17 protein-coding genes and 2 pseudogenes are annotated in these 22369 nt (G+C 56.4%); 5 read left to right on the top strand and 14 right to left on the bottom strand.

Features of this window, described 5'->3' with window-relative positions; all coding sequences use genetic code 11:
- Positions 1–27: 27 nt before the first annotated feature.
- Genes H7850_RS16380 through H7850_RS16370 form a run of 3 tightly spaced genes read left to right on the top strand, consistent with a single transcriptional unit; the run spans position 28 to position 5605 of the window.
- On the top strand, positions 28–789 hold the full coding sequence (locus H7850_RS16380) for a hypothetical protein (protein ID WP_227370554.1): 762 nt from the start codon (positions 28–30) through the stop codon (positions 787–789).
- Positions 790–811: 22 nt separating this feature from the next.
- The gene (locus tag H7850_RS16375; RefSeq protein WP_227370553.1) at positions 812–1294 is read left to right on the top strand and encodes a hypothetical protein; all 483 of its coding nucleotides are present in this window, start codon (positions 812–814) and stop codon (positions 1292–1294) included.
- A 24-nt stretch (positions 1295–1318) separates the two neighbouring features.
- On the top strand, positions 1319–5605 hold the full coding sequence (locus tag H7850_RS16370) for a S8 family peptidase (RefSeq protein ID WP_227370552.1): 4287 nt from the start codon (positions 1319–1321) through the stop codon (positions 5603–5605).
- A 133-nt stretch (positions 5606–5738) separates the two neighbouring features.
- Here H7850_RS16370 and H7850_RS16365 read toward each other — a convergent pair whose 3' ends face one another.
- Complete coding sequence (locus tag H7850_RS16365) at positions 5739–6341, bottom strand: Yip1 family protein (RefSeq protein WP_227370551.1); 603 nt, start codon at positions 6339–6341, stop codon at positions 5739–5741.
- Positions 6342–6482: 141 nt separating this feature from the next.
- Positions 6483–7331 carry a hypothetical protein gene (locus H7850_RS16360; RefSeq protein WP_227370550.1) on the bottom strand — a complete coding sequence of 283 codons (849 nt, stop codon included), beginning with the start codon at positions 7329–7331 and terminating at the stop codon, positions 6483–6485.
- Between the two features lie 158 nt (positions 7332–7489).
- On the opposite strand from H7850_RS16360, the gene H7850_RS16355 reads away from it, so the two are divergent.
- Both H7850_RS16355 and H7850_RS16350 read left to right on the top strand, forming a co-directional pair.
- A complete protein-coding gene (locus H7850_RS16355; protein ID WP_227370549.1) occupies positions 7490–8635 on the top strand; it encodes a glycosyltransferase family 4 protein in 1146 nt (381 codons plus the stop codon).
- A gap of 16 nt (positions 8636–8651) precedes the next feature.
- On the top strand, positions 8652–9221 hold the full coding sequence (locus H7850_RS16350; protein WP_227370548.1) for a YrbL family protein: 570 nt from the start codon (positions 8652–8654) through the stop codon (positions 9219–9221).
- On the opposite strand, the gene rffA is transcribed toward H7850_RS16350, so the two are convergent.
- The 12 genes and pseudogenes from rffA to H7850_RS16290 form a co-directional block, all read right to left on the bottom strand.
- Entirely contained in the window at positions 9209–10339 is a 1131-nt protein-coding gene (rffA, locus tag H7850_RS16345) for a dTDP-4-amino-4,6-dideoxygalactose transaminase (RefSeq protein WP_227370547.1), read from the bottom strand. The two genes, H7850_RS16350 and rffA, sit on opposite strands and share 13 nt — an antisense overlap.
- A complete protein-coding gene (locus H7850_RS16340) occupies positions 10323–10898 on the bottom strand; it encodes an acyltransferase (protein ID WP_227370546.1) in 576 nt (191 codons plus the stop codon). The genes rffA and H7850_RS16340 overlap by 17 nt, the downstream gene beginning before the upstream one ends.
- A 6-nt stretch (positions 10899–10904) precedes the next feature.
- Positions 10905–11966, bottom strand: coding sequence for a TDP-N-acetylfucosamine:lipid II N-acetylfucosaminyltransferase (locus H7850_RS16335; RefSeq protein WP_227370545.1), 1062 nt, complete (start codon positions 11964–11966; stop codon positions 10905–10907).
- The gene (locus H7850_RS16330; RefSeq protein WP_227370544.1) at positions 11967–13139 is read right to left on the bottom strand and encodes a glycosyltransferase; all 1173 of its coding nucleotides are present in this window, start codon (positions 13137–13139) and stop codon (positions 11967–11969) included.
- A 5-nt stretch (positions 13140–13144) separates the two neighbouring features.
- A complete protein-coding gene (locus tag H7850_RS16325) occupies positions 13145–14548 on the bottom strand; it encodes an O-antigen ligase family protein (RefSeq protein WP_227370543.1) in 1404 nt (467 codons plus the stop codon).
- A gap of 144 nt (positions 14549–14692) precedes the next feature.
- Entirely contained in the window at positions 14693–15574 is an 882-nt protein-coding gene (rfbA, locus tag H7850_RS16320; protein WP_227370542.1) for a glucose-1-phosphate thymidylyltransferase RfbA, read from the bottom strand.
- Positions 15571–16662: a dTDP-glucose 4,6-dehydratase gene (gene rfbB, locus H7850_RS16315; protein WP_227370658.1), complete on the bottom strand. Its 1092-nt coding sequence runs from the start codon at positions 16660–16662 to the stop codon at positions 15571–15573. The genes rfbA and rfbB overlap by 4 nt, the downstream gene beginning before the upstream one ends.
- Before the next feature lie 225 nt (positions 16663–16887).
- Positions 16888–18279, bottom strand: coding sequence for an undecaprenyl-phosphate glucose phosphotransferase (locus H7850_RS16310; protein ID WP_227370541.1), 1392 nt, complete (start codon positions 18277–18279; stop codon positions 16888–16890).
- A gap of 133 nt (positions 18280–18412) precedes the next feature.
- The gene (locus tag H7850_RS16305) at positions 18413–19675 is read right to left on the bottom strand and encodes a glycosyltransferase family 4 protein (protein WP_227370540.1); all 1263 of its coding nucleotides are present in this window, start codon (positions 19673–19675) and stop codon (positions 18413–18415) included.
- A 176-nt stretch (positions 19676–19851) separates the two neighbouring features.
- A pseudogene (locus H7850_RS16300) lies at positions 19852–20622 on the bottom strand (transposase).
- 69 nt (positions 20623–20691) lie between these two features.
- Entirely contained in the window at positions 20692–21753 is a 1062-nt protein-coding gene (locus tag H7850_RS18365; RefSeq protein ID WP_227370539.1) for an acyltransferase family protein, read from the bottom strand.
- Positions 21754–21817: 64 nt separating this feature from the next.
- A pseudogene (locus H7850_RS16290) lies at positions 21818–22297 on the bottom strand (transposase).
- Between the last annotated feature and the right edge of the window lie 72 nt (positions 22298–22369).

Below are 22369 nucleotides of genomic sequence, written 5' to 3'. Positions count from 1 at the left end.
GGGATACGCGGGCAAGGAGAAGACGCCATGCAACTCGAAGACACGGTGGACCTGCTCGACGATGAGGATCTGCTCGACGCGCTGCCGGAAGACGACGACGATTTCGATAGCGAAGACGAGAATGATTTCGACGGCGAGGCACTGTTCGCGGAAGACGATTACGACGAAAGTGACGATGACTGGGAGGGGTGGGACGACGAAGGCGAGTCGATTGCTGAGCGTCGTCGCCGGCGCTTTCCACGCTATCGGCGTCGGCGGCGCGGCCGTAGCCGGGTGAGCCGTCCCATGGCACTGCACCGGGTGTCGCGCACCCGCTCCGCCACTATCCGCACCCCGGCGGGCAATGCCCGGCTACGCTTTCCCACCTCGCTGGCCAAGGCCTCATCGGTGGATGCGCGCTTCAGGCAGGTCAAGGGCGAGTTGACCAAGCTGGCTCGTTCTCTCAGCAAGGTGGACAAGACCCTCGACAAGAATACTGCCATGGTCGACAAGAAGATCAACGCTCTGCGCTCGGACACCGGAAAATCGCTCAAGAAGGTCAAGGCCCAGGTCCAGCAAGCCGGCATACTACCGCTGCTGCTGAGCTCCACGCCCAAGTTCAAGAACAATGCCGTCACTCTGCAAGAATCTGGCCAGGCGCCCACAACCTTCCAGGTGGTCGGTGACGCCTTCGCCAAGGACGACTCGGCGCTGCCGCTGATCCTGATGATGTCCGGTGGTTTCGGCGGTGGTAGCGATTCCAACTCGTCGATGATGATGGCCCTGCTGCTATCCGGCGCTTTCAAATAACGCGGCCCCGAGGAGAGATATCATGAATGAGATATTCAACAACAACTTCCTCTTCGGCTTCCTGCTAGCGAAGGATCGCCCGCGAGACGAAGCGTTGAACGCCGGCCTGCAGCTTGGTCAGATGCCTGCCAACAGCCCCATCGGTATGGTGCTGGTGAAACGCCAGGTCGATCAGAAGCAGGAGCTCGAAACGCGACTGAACGTCAGCAGCGCGGAGGTCATCAGACTGACCGCCGAGAACCTCGAGTTGAAGAAGCGACTGGACGAGCTGGAGCCTTCAGAGCCCTCCGACGACGATGATGCGAACCTCGAAGCCTTTCGCGAGGAAGTGCTTAGTGGCGTGAAGCAGCTAATGGACGCCTTCAAGGTGCCGGACAATGTAGCTAATGCCAACAAGGCAAGCGTCGAGGAAGCGGTCAAGCAGCTCGGTGACGGCATCCTGCAACTCGTGGGAAGTGACGGCGTCCGGGGAACGAAGCAGCGTCGCCGGGGCAGGTCGCGCTGATGCCTTTGGGCAGGCCGAACCGCCATGGACCCGATACTCGCCGAGCTGATGCAAGGCCCCGCCGATACCGAGCTCGAGGCTCTGATCAAGCTGCGGGGAGGCCAGACCCCCCCAGCGGTGACCCTAGTGTCGCGTTTCGGCTCGGTGGCGACCTGCCGGTTACGGCGGGGCGATATCCAGCAGGTGTGGTCGGACCCTCGCGTCGTGAGCCTCAAGGCGCCACGTCTGCTCGATGCTCTACATCAGGAGCCACTGGGCCTTGGTGAGGCCAACGATACCGAGCTGCGAGCTACCGACCTGCGCCGTCCGGACAATCTCCAGGCAACCGGTGCCGGATGTGTGTTTGGCGTTGTCGATTTCGGTTGCGACTTTGCCCATCCCAATCTGCGCGACGAGTATGGACGTACACGGCTGCTCGCCCTGTGGGACCAACGCGGGCAGGCCAACCCCGCCTCACCGGCTCCCTACGGCTATGGCCGCTTGTTGACACGCGCCGCCATCGACGTGGCACTGGAACAGGATGATCCCTACACCGCTCTGGATTATGACTCTGCCGACGTGGACGCCCCACCCGGCGCTGGTGCTCACGGCACCCACGTACTGGACATCGCTGCCGGCAACGGACGTCTTGGGGGCAGCCCCCTGGGAGTGGCACCTGGCGCGGAGCTGATCTTCGTGCATCTTGCCAATTCGCGAGTGTTCGGTCTGAGCGATCTCGGCGACTCGGTACGCATCCTGGAAGCTCTGGACTTCATTCACCGCACCGCTGGCAAGCGGCCCTGCGTGATCAATACCAGCCTCGGCAGTCATTCTGGCAGTCACAAGGGCGAATCGCTGCTCGAACAAGGTATGGATGCCCTGCTGCTCGACCACCCCGGACGTGCCATCACCCAGAGCTGCGGCAACTATTACCGTGCCGCCACCCACGCCAGTGGGCGTATCGGCCCGGGGCAAGAGCGCACCTTGACCTGGATCACCGACGCGGCGGACCGCACGCCGAATGAGTTCGAAGTCTGGTACGAAGGCCGCGACCGCTTACTTGTCGAGGTGTTTGCCCCGAATTCCCAAGCCCCCTTCCGCGCCCGCCAGGGCGAGACGGTGCCCTTGATAATCGATGGCGAGGGAGTCGGGCGGCTCTATCACCGTGCCTCGGACCCAGGGTCCGGCGATCACCACGTCGACTTGTTCCTGAGCCCCGATGCCCCCGCTGGCGCCTGGCGGCTGCGCTTGAGCGCAGACGAGGTAGTGGATGGACGCTTCCATGCCTGGATCGAGCGAGACTCGGGCTGTCGTAGCTGCCAGACCCGCTTCGTGGAGGAAGATGCGGAGCCGACCACTACCACCGGCACCATCTGCAACGGTTTCCAGACCCTGGCCGTGGGGGCCTACGACGCCCACCGCGAGGGCTTGCCGTTGGTATCGGCGAGCAGTGCCGGTCCTACCCGGGACGGACGCACGAAACCCGACCTGATCGCCCCGGGTGGTGCCATCCTGGCGGCCCGCTCCCATCCCCGAACAGTAGACGACGCCCCCTTGCTGACCCGCAAGACCGGCACCAGCATGGCCGCCCCTCACGTGGCGGGCACGCTACTGCTGATGTTCGAGGCCGCCGGACGCTTGCTGCCAATCGCCGAGACCCGTCGCGCCCTGCTGGGAGAACTCGAGCCAGTGGAAGCCGGCGACCAGGACAGAAGACGGCTCGGTGGCGGGCGCCTCAATATAGCGCACAGTGTAGAGCGCGCCACAGCCCTCGGGCATCTACCAGCAGGTGACGACATGGCACACTTCGACAACGAACCGGATGATTCACTCTTTCCGGAGACGCCCCCGCTCGACGATATACAGGCGCATTCCGAAAACACATTGAGCGAGGCGACCAACCGCAATTTCATCCTCGTCTCCGGCGGCCCCGGCCTGTTCGACGACCGCGATGACGAACACGACAAATCCTGGGCGAACTATGTGACGCCGCCGTTGCTGCTGAGCGACGGCTCGGGGCCGAATCGCAGCCTCGGCGCAAGCGACGAGGAGGTTTGGTGGTTCATCTACAAGCCCGCCTACGTGCGCCGATGGGAGGACGACGTCAAGCATCGCCGCAAATCGGTCAAGGAAGTTCGAGACAAGGGCTTTTCCTCCTATGTCGATCTGCTCGAGGGGCGGGCCAAGTCCAGGGGCTGGAACCTACGCTGGCTCGAGAAAGCCGACGAGCTGTGGAGCAAGCTCAAGACGTTCAGCGATCCGATCTCCAGGCTCTGGTACTGGGGGCACGCCCGGGACGGGCTCTGGCTGACCCTCGCTCATAGCAGCAGCGCCACCCCGGTAGCTCCGGATTCCCACGAGATCATCGCGGTGGATGACATCAAGGATAACGCCACTTCCAAGCTCAAGAAGAGCTTTCGTGCGGGGTCGTCCGCTCGACGCCACCGCTTCCTGGGATGCAATAGCGATAACTTCGCCAAGGTGTGGGCTAAGACCTTTGCGGTGGAAACCGAAGGATTCAAGGGCGTCATCCTCTTCGATGGTATCCATGCCACCGACGGCGAACCGACTCTGAAATCCGGCACGAAGCGCAAGTGGTTCGCCGCCGGAGGCAGCTCACAGTCGGCTCCCAGCGAGGAGCAGGATGATGGCTTTCTCGACTCGGCGCTCTGGCCGGATAAGGAAATTCCCGCTTCATCGCAGCCACTCTGGCAAGAAATGATGCCAGTACCGGCGCTGGAAGTTGATAGCGCCTTTTTGCCTACAGCCTCGGCATCGGCCCCGAGTGCGCAGTTGCATGAGATTGCAGCGAACTTGCCCTTGGTCGATCGTGCGGATGGCGTGATGGAGACGGGCGAAGCCGCCGCACGCTTCATGGATGCGGCGCTAGGATTGTATGGAGCGGCAAACCGCACGCTTTGGGAGAACGATTTCGAGATACTGGGTGGGCCAGGCGAAACGTTATCCGCTCAGCCCGAACGCGGCGATCTGCTTATCGAACGGGCGCTGGACGAAGGAGGCCTGGCCCGTCTGAGCGTAGTGGAGGCCCAGGATACAGGCGGTATGATTCGAATAAGGCGCATCGATAATTCAAGGCGGTGCGCCTGGCGGTTGCGCGGGAGTTCGGCGCGGCCGCGTCTACCCGGCAATGCCATGCTGCTTCGCCCGTGGAATGGCCTCGATGGCGATGGCATCGCGGACATCTTGGAAACGGAATCCGTGCTTCACCACTGCCGCCCGGGAGAGGGGCCACCGGCAGCATTGCCTGACCCGGAGGGCCGCGGTCTGCATCCGCTGGTCTATCGTGGCAGCGACCGCCGCCGCTCGCGCAACCCCACCGTCGGCGATGCCCAGTGGCTGCTCAATAAATTCCTATCCGCGCTCGATAGTGGCGGCTACCACTGCCGCACCGGAGCCGACCTCGCTGCCATCGGGCGGATGCGGGCCACTCTATCCCCGGCGCTGCTACGGGTCGACTGCCGTTTTGGCCCGCAAACGGATACGGCCACGCGGATCTTCCAACGCTGCGTCTTTCCCGGCCAGCGCGAGGAGTGGGACGGCAAGATCGGGCCCTTGACCTGGGCCGAGCTTGAGCGACTGCGTCCAGCGCCCATAATTACGCCGCCACCATTGAGGCCACCGACATCGCCGCCCGTGCCAGACAACGTCCGGGAGCTGCTGCAACGGATACAAGACGCCCTTGAGAGTCTGAAGGAATGGATACCGGATGCCATCGAAAATATCGTCTGCCCGGGTATCAAGGCGCCGAGTCGGCTGCGTTTTCTGGATCCCGCCGAGCAGGCGGAAGCGCGCACCGTCTATGGGGCGAGCCTTGACTTCAGTCATATCCTCATCACCGACGGCCTCGGCTGCGGTGGTCGGCCGTTCACCGTGGCCTTCCCGGTGAGTGGCGACTGGTGGATCGCCATGAACCAGGGCTCGATCGCCAGTTTTGCGACCCGACCCCGCTCGGACACCCTGATCCACGAGTTGGCCCATGCCTGGCAGTCTCAGCATCACGGCAGCGACCCAACTGCCTTCATGCAGAACTCGATGATCAACCAGGCGGCAGCGGCAGCCATGTCGGCCATGCCGGGCGGTGAAGCCAGTGCCTATGCATATATTCCGGGCAAGCCTTTCGGTGAATACGCCGCCGAGCAGATCGCCGAACAGATTGAAGACAGCTACAACAGTACCGGCAGTCCGACCCCGGCTATCGTCAGCCACGTGAGCTCCGTGGCCAGCGGCGTGGCGGATGCCGCCAATCAGATCAGCCTAACGGTAATGAACGGCTTCGAGCGACGCTCTACTGCCGGAGTAATCTGGCCTTGATGCGTATGCAGCACTGGAGCCATAAAGCCAACCTTCTTGCCAATCACCGCCGGGTGATGCCAATCCACCACCCGGCGGGCGGCCTCGGCTCAGCGGCATCGACACGGGATTCGAGCAAAGGCTGGATACCGTTCTAATAAGTACCCAGCAGCATCCTTGCCCCATAGCCCCATAGCAGTACCGTGGCACCCAGTAGCACCTCGAGCACAAGCACACCGATCGCCAGTGTCGAGCCAGTCACGATAAAGCCCTCTTTCCTGTCGATGCCCAGAAAATTAGGGATTCCCAGATACAACAGATAGCCGCTATAGCAAAGACCGATGGTTCCTGCCAGCAGGCATAACCAGATCAAGGGGTAGAGCGCCACAAGACCGCTCAGGAACATCGGAGTAGCGACATAGCCGGCAAAGATGACGCAACGACGCTTGCTGGGTGGTGTAGCGTACCGCTTTGCCATCCAATGGATCACATTTCCCATGAAGATGACTGCGGCGATGATGGCAAGATAGAACACGATGCCAGCGTAGAATGCATCGTCCAGCTTGAGCGTGATTGTGTGACCTTCGCCAAGACTCCAGCCGACTTGCGTCGTGCCGATGAACGCACAGATCACCGGAATCGCCGCCAGCCCGAGAACATGATGCGCATACAGATGAGTGATCGTTTCCCTCTCGCTCTGGATCTGCTTCCATTCGCGATTGGGGTGGGCCATCAGCCCCCAGACGTGGGTCAGCATAGAACTCGTCCTCTATAGCACTGCTTGTCGGTAGGAGCGATGCGCCTATCAGCACAGCATCGCCCCTTCTCATCGAACAGTATAGAAGACATGCAGAAGATTGAATCCTGAACGTCACGCCTGCCTTCTCAACCAGCCCACTCAAGAAGCGGGCCGACAATCCCGCAGGGCCTCCACCATCTTCATCAAGGCGGCCTCTCCCCGTTCACCACTGGTGACCTCAAACCACCACCGGGCATGCACGGAACGCACTTGCACCGGGATCGTCTTCAGACCCAACACCTGGGCCATGGCAAGCCGGTGCAATCCCCGGTTCAGTTTAACGACACGACCATGTCGATCGATTGCCACTCCCAGACGATCCTTGCCCAGCGTATTGTCGAAACCGTCACGCTGCATGTCCTTCATATAACCGATATAGACGTTCAGGTACGCCAGCACCTTGTCCGGGGTATTGAGTAGAATGCCCTTCTGGTGGGAACGAAATGGATTTCCTTGGGCAATGCGCTGCACAAGCCGCCGATAAGACGCACTCTCGATCAGATCATCCTGGTGCCGCCAGATATCGTCGATGAGCCGATAGCGGCTCCCTTTGCGAAAATCATAGCGTGTTCGATCCCACTCCCCCTTCCAGATAAACTGATTCAAGGCGGAACGGCGCTCCGATTTGACCGGAAACGAGCGTGGGATGGATATCAGCTGCGTCAACGCATTCGGATCAACCTGTAACGCCAGGTTTTTATCCAGATGGGCCTCGACACTTCTATAGGGAAGCCCCGTGGCCTCCACCTGCCGGGCAAACCGCTTCTGCGTCAACCAGCGCTCGAATAGTCGATCTTCCAGCGGCCTGAGAATACGCATTTCGAAAGCCAGGCGCACGATATAGGCCCAACGCGAGCGCAGCATCGCCCAGCGCAGTTGGGGATCATAAAGCGCCGGAATAGCGGGTTCCCCGCTGGGTAATTTGGGTAGTTTTTCTATCGAAGACATCAAGAACGTCTATCTGGAAATCCATTAGTCAGATAATAATTACGATACTGTAATATGCAATATTTTAGCCTGGGTTGCCAGAAGTGGCTCTAGCACATAGCCTAAGATGCTTTCTTTAGCACCACTCCGACACTTGCCTGTAAAAGCGAACCATCCAAATGCCCTCGCCCACCCTGTCGCACCCGCTTCCCTTGGCCGTCATCGCTATTCGTCAAATAGCAAAAAGCACCGGGGCAAGCCGTAATGCTTTCGAGCAGGCCGCGGCACTCAAAGAGCTGGGGTATCGTGTGGTGATCCTCGCAGAGCGCGGAAAGCCCGCACTGACCAAACAGACGGGCGCAGAATTCATTCGCTTACGCCGCTGGCCATTCAAAGGCCCTTTTCGACGCTTCTGGTTCAATCGGCGCGTGCAGTCTTGGTGCAAGCGTCACCGTCCGGCGCTGCTGGTAAGCCATGGCGATGCGGAAAGCCGGGATGTCATCTACATGCATAACTGCGTGCATCTAGCCAGCCAGCGTATTCATGGAAAGGCGCTGCCAAAAGGCCACGAAGTTGCCGCCATCCACGATCATGTACTTTCCCAGGGCCGGTTCCAACGAATAGCCGTCAACTCCAGGATGATGGCCGACGATTTCAAGCGCCGTTATGGCTTGGCCGACCACCAACTCGAAGTCAGCTACCCCGGCTATGATCCAGTGCAGTTCACGCCTATCAAGGCTCGCGCGGAACGGGACACTTTCAGAGAGACATTGGGCGTTGGCCAGCATGAATTTCTGATCGGATTGATTACATCCGGCAACTTCAAGAAGCGTAATGTGGCAGGATTCGTGGAGATCGCCGGGCTACTGAGCCAGCGGCTTCCCAACCAATGCCGCTTTCTCGTGATCGGTAAAGACGATGCCACCCCTTACAGGCAGCAGGCGGAAAAACTGGGAATAAGCGATCGCTTCATCTGGCACTCGACGGTGTCGGATGTCGAGCACTTCTATGGCGCCCTCGATGTATTTACACTCCCTGCCCATATCGAGGAGTTTGGACGTGTCGCGCTGGAAGCCATGGCCTGCGGCACCCCGGTGCTACTATCTACCTGGGTCGGGGCCGCTGAATTGATCGAGAAAGAGTTCCCCGATCTGATACTCGAGAACAATAGCAACGCCTGGGCCTTGCGAATCGCCGAGTTGCTTGCAAACGACGAACAGGAAGAACTGGGACCACGCCTGGCTGAACTTGCTACGCACTATTCGCACCAGGAGCAGTACAAGAAACTCAAGGCTTCGTTTCAGTCGCTTGCCGACGGCAGCTGAAAAAGGAAACGCGCGCATGCTTCATCTGCAAGACGATCTTTTGATTGGGCGAGGCACCGAACGCAACTGCTACCGCCATCCTCAAGACCCGACGCGTTGTGTGAAGATCGCGCATAACTTCAAGAACAACAAGCAGCAGAATCGGAAAGACTACGAATATTTCACTAAACTCGAGCGTCGTGGAATTGATTGGTCCCATTTGCCACGCTGTCACGGCTGGGTCGAAACCAACCTTGGCGACGGGCTGGTTTTCGACCTGCTACAAGACACGGAAGGCAGCCCGCTACCGCGGCTGGATATTCTACTGGCCGATGGCCGACTCACCATGGCGGAGATCGCCACACCGCTAACGCAACTGCATGATTATCTGCACGCCAACCGTATTTTCACCAGCGATTTGCGGGCCAGCAATATCGTCTGCAACCTGGAAAAAACACCACCCCGTTTATTCTTGATCGATGGCATCGGCGACCGCGACTTCGTCAAGCTCGCCGCCCACTCTAGGCGCCTGGGAAGGACCAAGATCGAGCGCCAGTGGGGGCGGTTCATGAAGCGCCTGGAAAATCTACAGGCTCAGTCGAAATAGCGCATCACGGCTGCCACGACGCAATTCAGCTCTTTCTCACCGATGCCGTACCATAGCGGCAAACGAATCAGCCGGTCGCTTTCTAGGCTGGTATACCTGTCGTCACCGATGAAGGTACCCCAGCGTTGCCCGGCTACCGAGGCATGTAGCGGCACGTAGTGGAACACCGCCATCACGTCTTGTTCTTTCAAGAAAGCCAATAGACGAGAACGCTCGTCGATGTCCGCGACCTTGAGGTAGAACATGTGGGCGTTGTGCCGACATGCCTCGGGTATCGTTGGCAGGCAAATACGCCCGCGCTCGGCGAGGGGCGCAAGCGCACCATAGTAATAATGCCAGGCACGCCGCCGGTCGGCATCGATCTTGTCGACGGCTTGTAATTGTCCCCACAGATACGCCGCCTGCAACTCGCTGGGCAGATAGCTGCTGCCTACATCGACCCAGGAATATTTATCCACCATGCCCCGGAAGAACTGGCTGCGATTGGTGCCCTTTTCTCTGAGGACCTCGGCCCGCTCCACGTAACGCGCGTCGTTGACGATCAGCAGCCCGCCCTCACCACCGCTGGTATAGTTCTTGGTCTCGTGGAAGCTATAAGCGCCAAGATGGCCAATGCTGCCAAGGGGCCGCCCCTTGTAGGTCGCCATCATGCCCTGGGCGGCATCCTCGATGACAAAGATGCCATGGTGCTCGGCCAGCGCCATGATGTCATCCATCTCGCAGGCCACGCCGGCATAATGCACGACAACGATCGCCTTGGTGTTGGCCGTGATCGCAGCCTCGATGCACGCCTCGTCGATATTCATGGTATCCGGGCGAATGTCGACGAAGACGATCCTGGCGCCGCGCAGCACGAAGGCATTGGCGGTGCTGACGAAGGTATAACTGGGCATGATCACTTCATCGCCGGGACGAATGTCAATCAGCAGCGCCGCCATCTCCAGGGCATGGGTGCAGGAAGGCGTCAGCAGCGCCTTGTGGCAGCCGAGTTGTTCACGAAACCACTGCTGGCAGCGCAACGTGTATTCGCCGTCACCGGATATCTTGTCGCTGCGCATGGCATCCAGCACATGAGCATCTTCGTTGCCGGTGTAGGGCGGCCTATTGAACGGAATCATCATTGCGCTCTTGCAAAAATTGCTTTTCTAGCTCCAGCATGTCTTTTTTCCTATCCTTGATACGCCGAGCCGGGCTGCCAAAATAGATCCCCCAAGGATCGGTGCTCTTGTTCACCAGCGTCATTGCGCCAATCGAGCCCCCTTCCTTGACCTCCACTCCGGGCAAGATGATAGACCCAGCGCCGACGATCACATGCCTTTCCAGCACCACGGCGCTGAAGAACTCGTTCTTGTACTTCTTGTCGACCAGGGAACTGACCAGGGTCGCACCGCTGTAGTCATCCGACTGGGAAAACACCTTGACGCCATAAGCAAGGCCGCAAAAATCGGCAAGGAATACCCCAAGCTCACCCCCCGCCACCAGGCATTGCGGTGAAATATGGCAAAACTTGCCGATGCTGACCCGACCGGAGATTACGCAGAAATCGTCGATCCGCGAATTGTCGTCGATCTCGATGCGATCGTGATCGTAGATGCTAGCCTTGTCGCTGATCTTGACGTTCTTGCCAAGCTTCTTGAATCCCAGCGCCTCGAGCGCTTCTTGAGTAAGGTATGCCATGGCTTCCTACAAGATGTCCTTGAGCTGGCGGGCCAATCGTTCCCGGGAAAAATACGCGCTGATGATTTCCCGGTTGTGGCTGGCCGTGTCGCTATCCAATGTAGCGAGGTTGAGTTCGTCCATATCGAAAACCTTGACGTTCAGGCTTTCGAACATCGACCAGGGGGTGATTTCCCGACGTATGTACACCTTCTTGCCGAGTCCCAGCAGGGTGATGAGATTGCCCATGGCCTGCTGGCGGCGATGGGCGAACAACGCAATGTCCACCTCGCCAAGCAGCTTCAAGTAATCCTCCAACGGCATGAAATCCGTAAGCGCCGTGAAGCGATCGCCGAACAATTCCTGGCCACGCTCAATGACGCGCTTTGCGTACTTCAGATCGCCATAGGAAAGCGGACAGATAACACGTACGTTCGTCCTGGTTAGCGCGGCCAGCCTGGCGAATGCCTCGAAGTGCTCATTGCTCCTGCTCGCGGAGTTACCGATCAGCACGGTAAGCGTGGCATCCTCGGCTTCCTTTTCAGGCACGTTCAGAGGCTTGTAGAGGTTGCTCGGATAGACAAAGCTTTCGGCGTAGCGCCCCTTGGCGCCATACCACTGCCGAGCCAGCTCGACGTCGCCGGGCACGTAGGTGACCAGATGCCCCATGTCCCGAATCACCTTGCGCCGGCAGCGCTCCACAAACTTCTTCTTGAGCGTCTTTTTCCTGGCTTTATAGCTATAAAGATCGCCGCCCCACATGACCCAATAGCACCGGCGCAACAGTCTTGGGTTGAGCGCCAGCAGCAAAATGACGTACTTGTTGAAAAGCCCGTGCAGCACGATCTTGTCGTAGCGGCGCATCTTGAAGTAGAGCCCGAAGAAGCCGAACTTGCTGGTTTGCTCCTCGGTGTCCTCGCCTGACCGATAAGGGTAGTGCCGGTTATTCTCTATGAGATGGAAATGGTTATGGGAACCGCCGACTTCCTCGCGCACGAAGTCGATGAATGCGGGGATGAACTTGTCCATGTAGCAGATATGCAAGACTTTTTCAGACACCTGTGGCACAGCCTCGCAGTCGATGCTCATTCAATGTTTGTCCTTCCAACTTGCTCTTCCAGCTTCCTCTTCCAAAAAGCCCCGAACCACTTTCGAAGGCAAGAAATCCTGCAGCCATGCGTCGTCAATCGGTGGTTTGGGCCCTTCGAGGGAAGCCCTGATCTTCTCCGCCAACCCTGAATCACTCTGTTCCGCAATAGCAGACTCCAACTCGCCTTTTAGCACCTCACGGATACCGCCCGGGCAATCCACGGAAACCACCGGCGTGCCGCAGGCAAGCGACTCGGTCAGCACGATGCCCATACCCTCGACCCGGGAGCTCAGCACGAACAGGCGAGCATGATGCATCCAAGGGTAGGGGTTGGCCTGATGCCCGACAAAATGCACCTTGTCGGCGATACCCAGCTCCGCGGCCTGTCTTTCCAGCCTTCCTCGCAGGGGGCCATCGCCGACGATCACCAGCTCCTCCTCCGGGTTTGCTTTGGCGTAGGCACGCAGTAACAAGGCATGATCCTTCTGCGGCACCAGCCGCGCCACGTTGACGATATAGGGTTGCGAAGGGAGGCCCGGCTGTGGCCGATGCATGAGTTCACGGATTCTCTCTACCGGGCAGGGATTGACGATCACCGTCAGCGACGCAGGCTTGAATGCCCATTTCTTCTTGGCAAGACGCACGCTCTCCGCCACGCCTTGGGAAACGGCGACGAGATGCTTGTTCGGAAACAGGCAGCGTGCAAACAGCTTCTGCGACCATGATGTCTTGTCGACGGGCAACCGATTTTCGAGCACGAAGCGCGCCCGCTCGTCACGAAAGCTCCAGACCAGCTCGAACGTGCCTATACCGCGGAAAACGATGCGATCGACCCGGCCATGACGCTTCTCGAAACGCCACAGCCATAGGCGAAACAAACCGCCGCCCAGCCAACCGGTCCATACGAATTGCGAACGCCGAATCAAGGGGTTCAATATCAGGCGCGAGGCCATCTCTGCCAGCAAGCCGATACCGGTCGCGCGCTGCCACCAACGTAGTGAAAAAAGATGCACCTTCACGGCCGGGTGTTCCGGCGCCAGCCCCTGGTCTCGCTTTCTAAACACCAGCAGGTGACTTTCGCATCCTTCCTGGGCAAAAGCATCGGCCAAGTCGACGGCGACACGCTCCATGCCACCCATCTTCAAACTTCTAACGACGACCAACGTACGCAAACTCGTCATCCCTCCAAGCGCGGCGCTACCGCCCCACCTGCCACCGGCCCAGCTTGCCCGCTCACCACCAACCAACGCCAATATTGCGTGACCAATCCACCTACGACGAGATTATGCACGTAAACGCCTGTCCAGAAGGAATTGTAGGATTCAAACTGATTGACGATCATCCAATAAACGAAAAAGGCGGCCCCGAATAGCGCCATATCCCCCGGCATGACCCCGCCGCGCCAAGCAAGCCAGGTAGCACGCCCTATCCAGAATGCCAAAGCGCCAATCACGGCCAACCCCAGCACGCCGTAGGCTACCCATACCTCCAGGAAGAAATTGTGAAGATGGCCAAACTGCTGCTTTACCCAATCAGGCAACCAGGCAGTTTCGCTGATGACCAGGCTGCGCCCTTCACCGCCCCAGCCCACAAGGGGCCGCTCGGCGATCCATTCACTCGCGGCACGCCAGGTATGAATGCGGATGCCGATGCTCGTGTAGGGCAATTCCTCTACCCGCCCGTCCAGCAATTGCGCAATGACCTGGGACTCGGTGCCGATTCTCTCTTCGACAGTGTCATCGAAGGACAGTCCTGCAATTGTCAGTACCACCAGTGCCATGACGCAACCGATGGCAAGAAACCTGCGGTTCGTGCGCAGTGAAGCGTCGCGGGGCTTATATAGCCACCAGAGCCCTCCGGCTACCGGCAAGGCGATCAGCAGCGCCAGCCATATCGCCCGAGTCTGTCCTGTCACGACCCCGAGCAGGCAGATCACGAAAAGGACGCACCAGATCGTCAGCCGCAGCGCCCTGTACTTCCCCGGCTGCAGCCAGCGTCTTGCAAACAGCACGAGGCCCAGAAAAGCGACGCCGAACAACATGGCACCATGTTGCAGGTTGCGTATACCAAACCCTATCCGCTCTCCTTGCAGGCCGCGAATCCAGCCCTGTATTCCATCGCCCAGTATCAGTGTGGCCAGCACGTAAAATATCAGTGCGCTCCCCCAGGCGATGAAGGTCCAGCCGGTACTTCCCCCCAACCACCAGGCAACGCCAATGAAGATAAACAGCTTTGCCAGTCGATCGACTTCAGGATTACTTGCAACCCAATCGGGATGATGCAAATACCCCAACCACCAGGAAAGGACTTGCACGACAACCGCCGCGAGCAGCAGCCAGAGCGCCAGCGAATTGCGAACACCCCGCCCATAGACCAGTATCGCGATCAGCCCTAGAAAGGCCGTCAACTGCTCCCCCAGCTTGCCGGCCTCGGGCCAAAAAACCCGGAACGAAGCATAGAGAAACAACCCCAGGATACCCGGCACCAGCAACCAGGCGGGCCGCGTGCCGAAACTGCGCGCTTTCAAGAATGCCTGCCAGTTGGCTTTAGGCCCCAGGCGAATATGCATGTCAGTAGGCATTGCTATGCCTGGTTTTACCTATGGCCTGCGGGTGACGATAAGAAAACGCTACATTGCTCATGCCGTCAAAAAACTGCAAGTACTCACTCAATGGCAAAAGCTCGGTGGGGTTAATAAAACTATCAAGAGATATGCAAGGCTCTTTCAAGAACATGCGGAGTCACCATTGGCCAGACTCTGTAGATACACACCATAGGCATTCTTCTTGAATTTTTCAGCACGCAGCTGTAAGTCTTCTGTAGTCATCCACCCTCGTAAATAAGCGATTTCCTCCAGACAAGCTACTTTCAACCCCTGACGCTGCTCAATGGTTTGCACGAACATGCCAGCCTCCAAGAGGCTTTCATGAGTACCCGTATCCAGCCAGGCGAACCCGCGACCCAATAGTTCGACATTCAAATCACCGCGCTCAAGATAGGCTTGGTTAATACTGGTAATTTCCAGCTCGCCCCGATGAGACGGTGCAATCTGTTTGGCAATGTCCACGACATCGTTATCGTAGAAATAAAGACCTGTCACGGCGAAGTGAGACTTTGGGCTTTGTGGTTTTTCTTCGATGGAAACTACTCGCAGATCGGCATCGAACTCGACGACACCAAAACGCTCGGGATCCTTAACCTGATAACCGAATATAGTGGCCCCTTGGGAACGCTTTGCAACCTCGAGCAGCTTAGGGGTGAACCCCTGCCCGTAGAAGACATTATCTCCTAGCACCAGGCAAACACAGTCATTGCCGATAAACTCCTCAGCAATGATAAACGCTTGAGCAAGCCCGTCAGGCTCGGGTTGAATAGCGTAACTCAGTTCAATTCCAAACTGACGACCATCACCAAGCAACCGCTTGAAGCTATCATTATCCTCGGGTGTAGTAATGATAAGGATGTCACGAATACCCGCCAGCATCAGCACTGAAAGCGGATAATAAATCATAGGCTTGTCATAGATGGGCAGCAATTGCTTCGATATTCCCAAGGTGATGGGATAGAGCCGTGTGCCGCTGCCACCTGCTAAAACGATACCCTTCATAGCTTATGCTCGACTACGACACCAAGACGTTCACGTTGATAAGTATTATTCAATGTTCTCTTACACCAATCCAGATTATTTAGATACCAACTGACTGTTTTGCGGAGCCCGCTTTCAAAAGATTCAACGGGTACCCAGCCCAATTCTCGCTGCATCTTTCCTGCGTCAATGGCATAGCGTAGATCATGCCCAGGACGATCACTTACCGAGATAATCAAATCACGGTAGTTCTCAACGCTTGCTGGCTTATCGGGAGCCATCTCTTCTAGTAAGTCGCATAGTGCGTGTACCACATCAATGTTCCGCTTCTCATTATGGCCGCCAATGTTGTAAGTCTCACCGATTTTACCATTACTCATTACCAGGCAAAGGGCACGGGCATGGTCTTCCACATATAACCAGTCGCGCACCTGCTCACCTTTCCCATAGATAGGGAGCTCTCTACCTTCCAACGCATTGAGAATCACCAACGGGATGAGCTTTTCGGGGAAATGGTAGGGGCCATAATTATTTGAGCAGTTAGTAATTATAGAAGGAAAGTTATAAGTGCGCTGCCAAGCCCGCACAAGATGATCAGAGCTCGCTTTACTTGCAGAGTATGGCGAACTTGGCTTGTAAGGCGTAGTCTCGACGAACAAGCCCTCCAGCCTACCAAGATCGCCGTACACTTCATCCGTAGATATATGATGAAAGCGGAATTCAGCTTTACGCTTTGCGTCCAGCCCCTGCCAGTAGCATCGGGCTACTTCCAATAGCGTATAGGTTCCAATGATGTTGGTTTCAATGAATGCCGCAGGACCGTCTATGGAGCGATCGACATGGCTTTCGGCGGCCAGGTGCATGACGGCATCCGGACGATGCTCGGCAAATACTCTTTCAAGCTCATCCTGACGGCATATATCTACTTTCTCGAATTCATAACGAGCACTGCCTGATACTAGCTCCAACGATTCAAGGTTACCAGCATACGTCAGTTTATCTACATTGACTACGCTACAGCTTGTATTAAGAATCAAGTTCCGAATTACGGCTGACCCAATAAACCCTGCACCACCAGTGACAAGTATCTTTTTTGTAGCTTTATTCATATAAATATTATCCAACACCTTTCCATGCTTCGCATATCAACCCAAATGGCTGCTGCTAGGAACTACATGATCACTTAAACTCGCCCCGCCACCTGCCGAGCAACCATTTGGAAAAGATATTGCACCTAGCAGAAAGACGAACATTCGTTATAAAGTTGCAATACAGCCAACTTACTTTTGTAATTAAATAAAAAATACGACCACCAACATTACAAATATTACATTTTAATAAGCATTGGGATTCGAAAATCCTCTTAATATCGTTAAAGCTATGATGCGCAGGTCCAGCCATAGCGACCAATTATCAATATACCAGAGGTCGTACTCGACGCGTTTTTCCATTTTCTCCAGGGTCGCCGTCTCGCCGCGCAAGCCATTGACCTGTGCCCAACCGGTAATTCCCGGCTTGACCTTGTGGCGCAGCATGTAGGACTGAACCAACTCCTTGTAATATTCGTTATGTGACAAGGCATGTGGGCGAGGGCCAACGATGGACATTCGTCCCTGCAGCACATTATAAAACTGAGGCAGCTCGTCCAATGAAGTGCGCCGCAGGAACGCGCCGAAACGCGTCACACGCGGATCACCCTGGCTTGCTTGGGTGACAGTGCCGTCCGCTTCCTGGTGTACTTCCATGGAGCGGAACTTGTAGACCTTGAAGTGTCGGCCGTTGCTTCCCATGCGGTATTGCTTGAAGAGTACCGGCCCCGAGGCTTCCACCTTTAGAACGCAGGCGATGATGGCGCATACAGGCAACGACAGGATCAGAAACAGCGTGCCCAGCACAAGATCTTCTACTCGCTTGAGAAAGCGCGCCGTCTCCCCTAGCGGGGTGACGCTTAGGTCGATGGAAAAGTGCCCTGCCACCCGGCTGATACGATGATTTAGAAGTCGCATATCCTGAAATTCGGGGATGAAGCGCACCTCCACCGTCTGATGACGCAATGCGTACATGACCTCACGTACGGTACCGCCCATTTCGAGCGGTAGACAAAGCCACACTTCCCGTGCCCCCGACGCCTCGACCCGCCGCGCCAGGCAGTCGTAGGACTCCGAGGCGGAGAACCCTCCTTTCAGGCGCTGCACGCCGGCAATGGCGAAGCCCTCGCCGGGCATCTTGCGCATGCCCCTGGCCACCTTGAGCACGTTCATCGACGGCCCTACGAGGAACACTTGCCTTAAGTTCTTACCCAACGCCCTTGCCCGCTTGAGCAACAGCATCACCAGTACACGAAAGCCGGCGGCGAATCCGAACGAGAACAATAAGGTCATCCCCAGCCACAAACGAGAATAACGCACTGAGGCTTCCGCTAGGTAAATGATCGACGTTGCCAGCAGCGCCACGATGCCCCAGACCCCAAGCAACCGGAAAAGAATGCTGGAGAGGCGGGTTGTACGCCAGCGAACGTAGGCACCATCGATGAAGTTGGCCATTACCACGAAAATGGCGATGATCACCATGCCCAGCATGAAGCGTTCGTGAACGGCCATCGTGCCAAAACGGATGAAGTGGGCCAGGAAGCCCGAAAAGAACACGGCCCCCGCGTCAATTAGGGGCACGAATATCTGGGCCGGGTACTGCTCGGTAATGCTTCTCTGTTGTTTCGGAACGCTCATCGGCTAATCAGGTAACTCAAGGACAGAAAGATCTCAGCGTCTCTGTAACAATACTATGCGCTGCCGGGCAGTATGGTACTTAGAATAAAGGGGGCGTATCCATACTATAGTTTGACCAGCCGGAAAGTTCGGGTCATGAGGTGACCATAGCCTGTTTTGTCGTACTCCCTAGTAGCTTCAATACATCGTCAGCCATTCTTCCCATAATTCTGTCTCGGCGAAAGCGCTCGATGAACTGCTCACGCGAGCGAGCCGCCAACTCTAACGAATCGAACGCCCCCATCGCCGCTTCGGAATCGCACGGCTCGAATACACTGACATTCTCGATATGCTGATTACAGAACTTGGCGGGGAAGGCCCGCACACCGGCCCAGATCGGCTTGCCCGTTGCGGCATACTCGAAAAGCTTGGAAGGGATCACCCGCGAAAAACAGAACATATCGTTCAAGTGAAGAAACAACACGTCCGCTTCCCGGTACTCCTCGTTCAACTGCTCCCTAGCCACCGGCGAGCGGATCTCCACGTTGGTAACCATTTCTGCCTTAAGAGCGGCCTCCAACGCTTCGCGCCTCCCGCCATCGCCGATCAATACGAAATCGGCGCGATCTTCCAGCCGTTTGGCCAAGGCTGGCAAGATGCGATCGATACCTTGGCACATACCGATATTGCCCGCATACAGTACACGCAAGCGGCGCGATTCCCGCGTCACCTCACTCGGGTCGGAGGCCTGCAATGTGGAAGACTGCTCCGCGGTGGCCTCAGTGGCCGATTCAGCAAAGAGCGGGTCCACCCCATTGGTATGCCAGGTGAACTGCTGATCGGGATAGCGTGACTTGAAGTAGGGCTCGAAGCCCGGCGATACCAGGTTGACCTTGGCCGCAAGACCAACCGCCCAGCGCTCCAGGGCGCCGAAAAATTGAATGCCCAGCCATCGCGCGCCCTTTGGCAGCAAAAAGGGCAGGTTCTCTACAAAGATGTCACGTATATCGAGATAAAGCTGCGCCGACGCACGGCCCGCCACATAACGGCCCAGCACGGCAGTCATCAGGCGCGACGAAGTCGCTATAACCAAGTCGTAGTGCTGGCCTCGTGTCAGGCGCGACACGTGCCACGCGTACGCCAAGAAGGCTCTCGATTGATCCAGAATACCGCTACGGTGACTGGGCAGCTCAATACGCCGCACAGTGAGACTTCCATCGTAAGCAGTCTCGAAGGTCGGCGCCGGGCTAGCATACCGCGCATAGCGATTGGGTGCCGTGGTAATCACCTCAAGGGTATGGCCTGGCGGTAACCGCTTCATCAGCGCCTCGACCAGGGCCTGAGTGCGGAACGACCCGGCACCTAGATCGGGCGGGAAATAGAAGCTCAGCAGTAATATCCTGCCCCGCTGCGTCACCCGCGGGCCCCCGCGACGCCCCGGTTCGGTAATACGTTTGCGTAAAGATCCAACAATGCCTGCTCCTGAGTTTCCCAGTTAAGCGTCTGTACCGCCTGCTTGGCGCGGGCATGATACCATGAACACAACTCAGGATCGCCCACCAGCCGGCTTATGGTGCTGTAAACATCCCTGTTTTAGTAGCACCGCTGATTAGAGTTTTCCGCCCGTTGATGTTTCGCCAGATACTCCCATGGCGTCAGGTCTTCCAATGAATCGTGAGGTCGCTCGTCGTTGTATTCAGCCCTCCAGGATTCGGTCAGTGGCCGGACGTCGGTGAGATTCCGGAAGACATACATAAGTGGTTGGCCGTCTCTGGTACGGCCAACGGCTCAGGATGTCTTGAGGCGAGCCGCTTCTTGCCTCGTCGTCGCTGGTTCAGGTTGAAGGCACCGTACAGCCGATGTACCCGCGTGTGATTCCAGCCATGCCTCCATCGCCGCAACACCTTGAACAGCTTGCTGAAGCGTAGACTGGATAGCGCTCCGAAGCGCTGCAATCACCGGTTCATCCCGAGAAGACTCCGGTCGATACCGGTACACGGCGTCACTGATGCCCGTGATTCGGCAGGCTCGACGGAAACTGACGCCGTGAGTCTGCTTGAGGTAATTCACCCGTTCTCGTCGAACCGCCGGCGTTACAGCTTTTTTTTTTTCGATCACATCCTTCAGCAGGTTGTGATCCAGGCTCAGCTCGGCGTACATCTGCTTCAGACGGCGGTTTTCCTCTTCCAGCTCCTTGAGGCGCTTCACATCAGAGGCTTCCATGCCGCCATATGTGGACTTCCAGTTGTAGTAGGTCGCATCGGCGATGCCATACTCCTGACACACTTCCTTGACCAGGCGGCCACCCTCGACCTCTTTGAGGATCTGGACGATCTGTGACTCGCTGTAGCGTGATTTCTTCATGCCGCTCTCCGTTTGCCTTATTGTAGGCCGGAGAACTCTAATGACGTAGGTACCGATTTTAGGGGATGGTTACAGCTTAGATGAATTGCTCTCTGTGACAGGTTGAGGTCTAAGTCGACACCTTAACCTTTCAATCGGCCTATCGATAAGGACTGATAGGGAAAAAGCCAACAATAATGATACAGGCAATGTGATCGCCAGAAGCTCTAGACTCGGTCTTTGTAGATCTAAACCAAGCATCGATGAAACAAAAATAGTTGCCAATCCCGCTTGATAGTGAATCAGGTATAACGGATAACTTAGATCTCCAAGGCGAGTGTCTAGGCGTTTCGTTTTTTTATTGCCTCCTCGGGCCATACATCCCATTAGTGCGCATGAAAATATAGCAAAATTTATGTAGAACGGTGCTCCTCTCCAGTCAATTTGCATTGCTACCCACCAGTTTAAAGCGAAAAAAAATGATAAAGTTATTAGGCCAGTTCGTGTCGAAAAATAGAAACCCAACCTCGTAACCGAATCACGGTAATGGTATAGCATTGCTCCCGTAGAGAAGGGTAAAGATGCCCCTAGGAAAGAGAAATATTTCCACCACCAAGATAAAGAGGCGGAAACTACTATTATGTGATACAGAATGCTCATTCCAAACCATATAACTGTAATTCTTTTTGTGCGTGAAACTCCTAACCCGATTGCAAGGTAAAAGAATAACTCAACTGTTAGTGCCCACGCTGGCGGGGTTAGTCTTGATGTGATCTCAAACCCTTTGAACCCCAGTCCGAATATAATGGATAAATTACTCAACCATCCAAGAAGAGATCCCGGAAGAAACATTGTTGGATGGTACTTTTCATAAAAATTTGAAGGCAGGTATGTTATTAAGACTATTGTAAATAGAATAGAGCCAATGTATAGAGGGTAAAGTTTAAGTATTCGATTTCCGAAATAAAGAAATATACCTGTTTTAGTGAATCCATAGCGCTCATGTGTAATTAATGTCATTAGGTAGCCGCTCAATGCGTAAAAGCCGAAGACAGCGTATGATCCAATAGCCTGTATCCCTCCGATGTGGAGACCTACAACTAAAGCTGCCAGTATCAACCGATACGTACCAAATAGACCTTTGCTTTGCACGATTCTACCCCTACGAAAATCGGCCGACCATATCTGAATCGAAGCTCAGATGCTACATAAGTGACTATTCATAATTAATCATGTATTTATTGCCGTAGCCACCGAGCAAACGGTGCACTTCATCATAGAGGCGGTCAAATGACAGATAGGCGCTCAAAGGCAGCCAGGCGTACTTCATCTGCCGCCACAAAATCTCAATCAGGTTCAGTTCTGGCGAGTAAGCAGACAGATAGACCAGGTGCACACGATGCGACATCCACTCCAAAATCTTGCGCATGAAGGCCTTGGAGCGATGCATGCTGGCATTGGCGAGGTTCGTCGATAATTCCGTCAAGGCCCCACGCTTCCCACTGTTTGAACCAGCGTGACACAGCATCCGTCGAACCTGCAGTATCTCACTAATCTGGTTGACGGTATGGCCTCGATCACTCAGCAGGAGGGCATGGGCACGCCGACGTAGGACGCGCTTCTCACCATCGTGATAGGCCGAGGTCAGCGTCTGATGTTCAGATTCAGTGAGAGGAGCAACGAAGCGCCTTGCCATGGCTCCACCCGTGTCAGTCATCCTGACATGGATGCTATGCGAAAACTTCAGATCAGGCATTTAAAAAAATAA

Source organism: Halomonas sp. M20, from assembly GCF_020622265.1.
GTDB lineage: Bacteria > Pseudomonadota > Gammaproteobacteria > Pseudomonadales > Halomonadaceae > Modicisalibacter.
Note: the sequence above shows the minus strand (reverse complement) of the source record. Positions and strands in the feature narration are given on the sequence as shown.

Excerpts from the sequence above, each read along its gene's own strand:
- H7850_RS16380 (WP_227370554.1), top strand. The coding sequence starts at position 28 with ATGCAACTCGAAGACACGGTGGACCTGCTCGACGATGAGGATCTGCTC.
- H7850_RS16375 (WP_227370553.1), top strand. The coding sequence starts at position 812 with ATGAATGAGATATTCAACAACAACTTCCTCTTCGGCTTCCTGCTAGCG.
- H7850_RS16370 (WP_227370552.1), top strand. The coding sequence starts at position 1,319 with ATGGACCCGATACTCGCCGAGCTGATGCAAGGCCCCGCCGATACCGAG.
- H7850_RS16365 (WP_227370551.1), bottom strand. The coding sequence starts at position 6,341 with ATGCTGACCCACGTCTGGGGGCTGATGGCCCACCCCAATCGCGAATGG.
- H7850_RS16360 (WP_227370550.1), bottom strand. The coding sequence starts at position 7,331 with ATGTCTTCGATAGAAAAACTACCCAAATTACCCAGCGGGGAACCCGCT.
- H7850_RS16355 (WP_227370549.1), top strand. The coding sequence starts at position 7,490 with ATGCCCTCGCCCACCCTGTCGCACCCGCTTCCCTTGGCCGTCATCGCT.
- H7850_RS16350 (WP_227370548.1), top strand. The coding sequence starts at position 8,652 with ATGCTTCATCTGCAAGACGATCTTTTGATTGGGCGAGGCACCGAACGC.
- rffA (WP_227370547.1), bottom strand. The coding sequence starts at position 10,339 with ATGATTCCGTTCAATAGGCCGCCCTACACCGGCAACGAAGATGCTCAT.
- H7850_RS16340 (WP_227370546.1), bottom strand. The coding sequence starts at position 10,898 with ATGGCATACCTTACTCAAGAAGCGCTCGAGGCGCTGGGATTCAAGAAG.
- H7850_RS16335 (WP_227370545.1), bottom strand. The coding sequence starts at position 11,966 with ATGAGCATCGACTGCGAGGCTGTGCCACAGGTGTCTGAAAAAGTCTTG.
- H7850_RS16325 (WP_227370543.1), bottom strand. The coding sequence starts at position 14,548 with ATGCCTACTGACATGCATATTCGCCTGGGGCCTAAAGCCAACTGGCAG.
- rfbA (WP_227370542.1), bottom strand. The coding sequence starts at position 15,574 with ATGAAGGGTATCGTTTTAGCAGGTGGCAGCGGCACACGGCTCTATCCC.
- rfbB (WP_227370658.1), bottom strand. The coding sequence starts at position 16,662 with ATGAATAAAGCTACAAAAAAGATACTTGTCACTGGTGGTGCAGGGTTT.
- H7850_RS16310 (WP_227370541.1), bottom strand. The coding sequence starts at position 18,279 with ATGAGCGTTCCGAAACAACAGAGAAGCATTACCGAGCAGTACCCGGCC.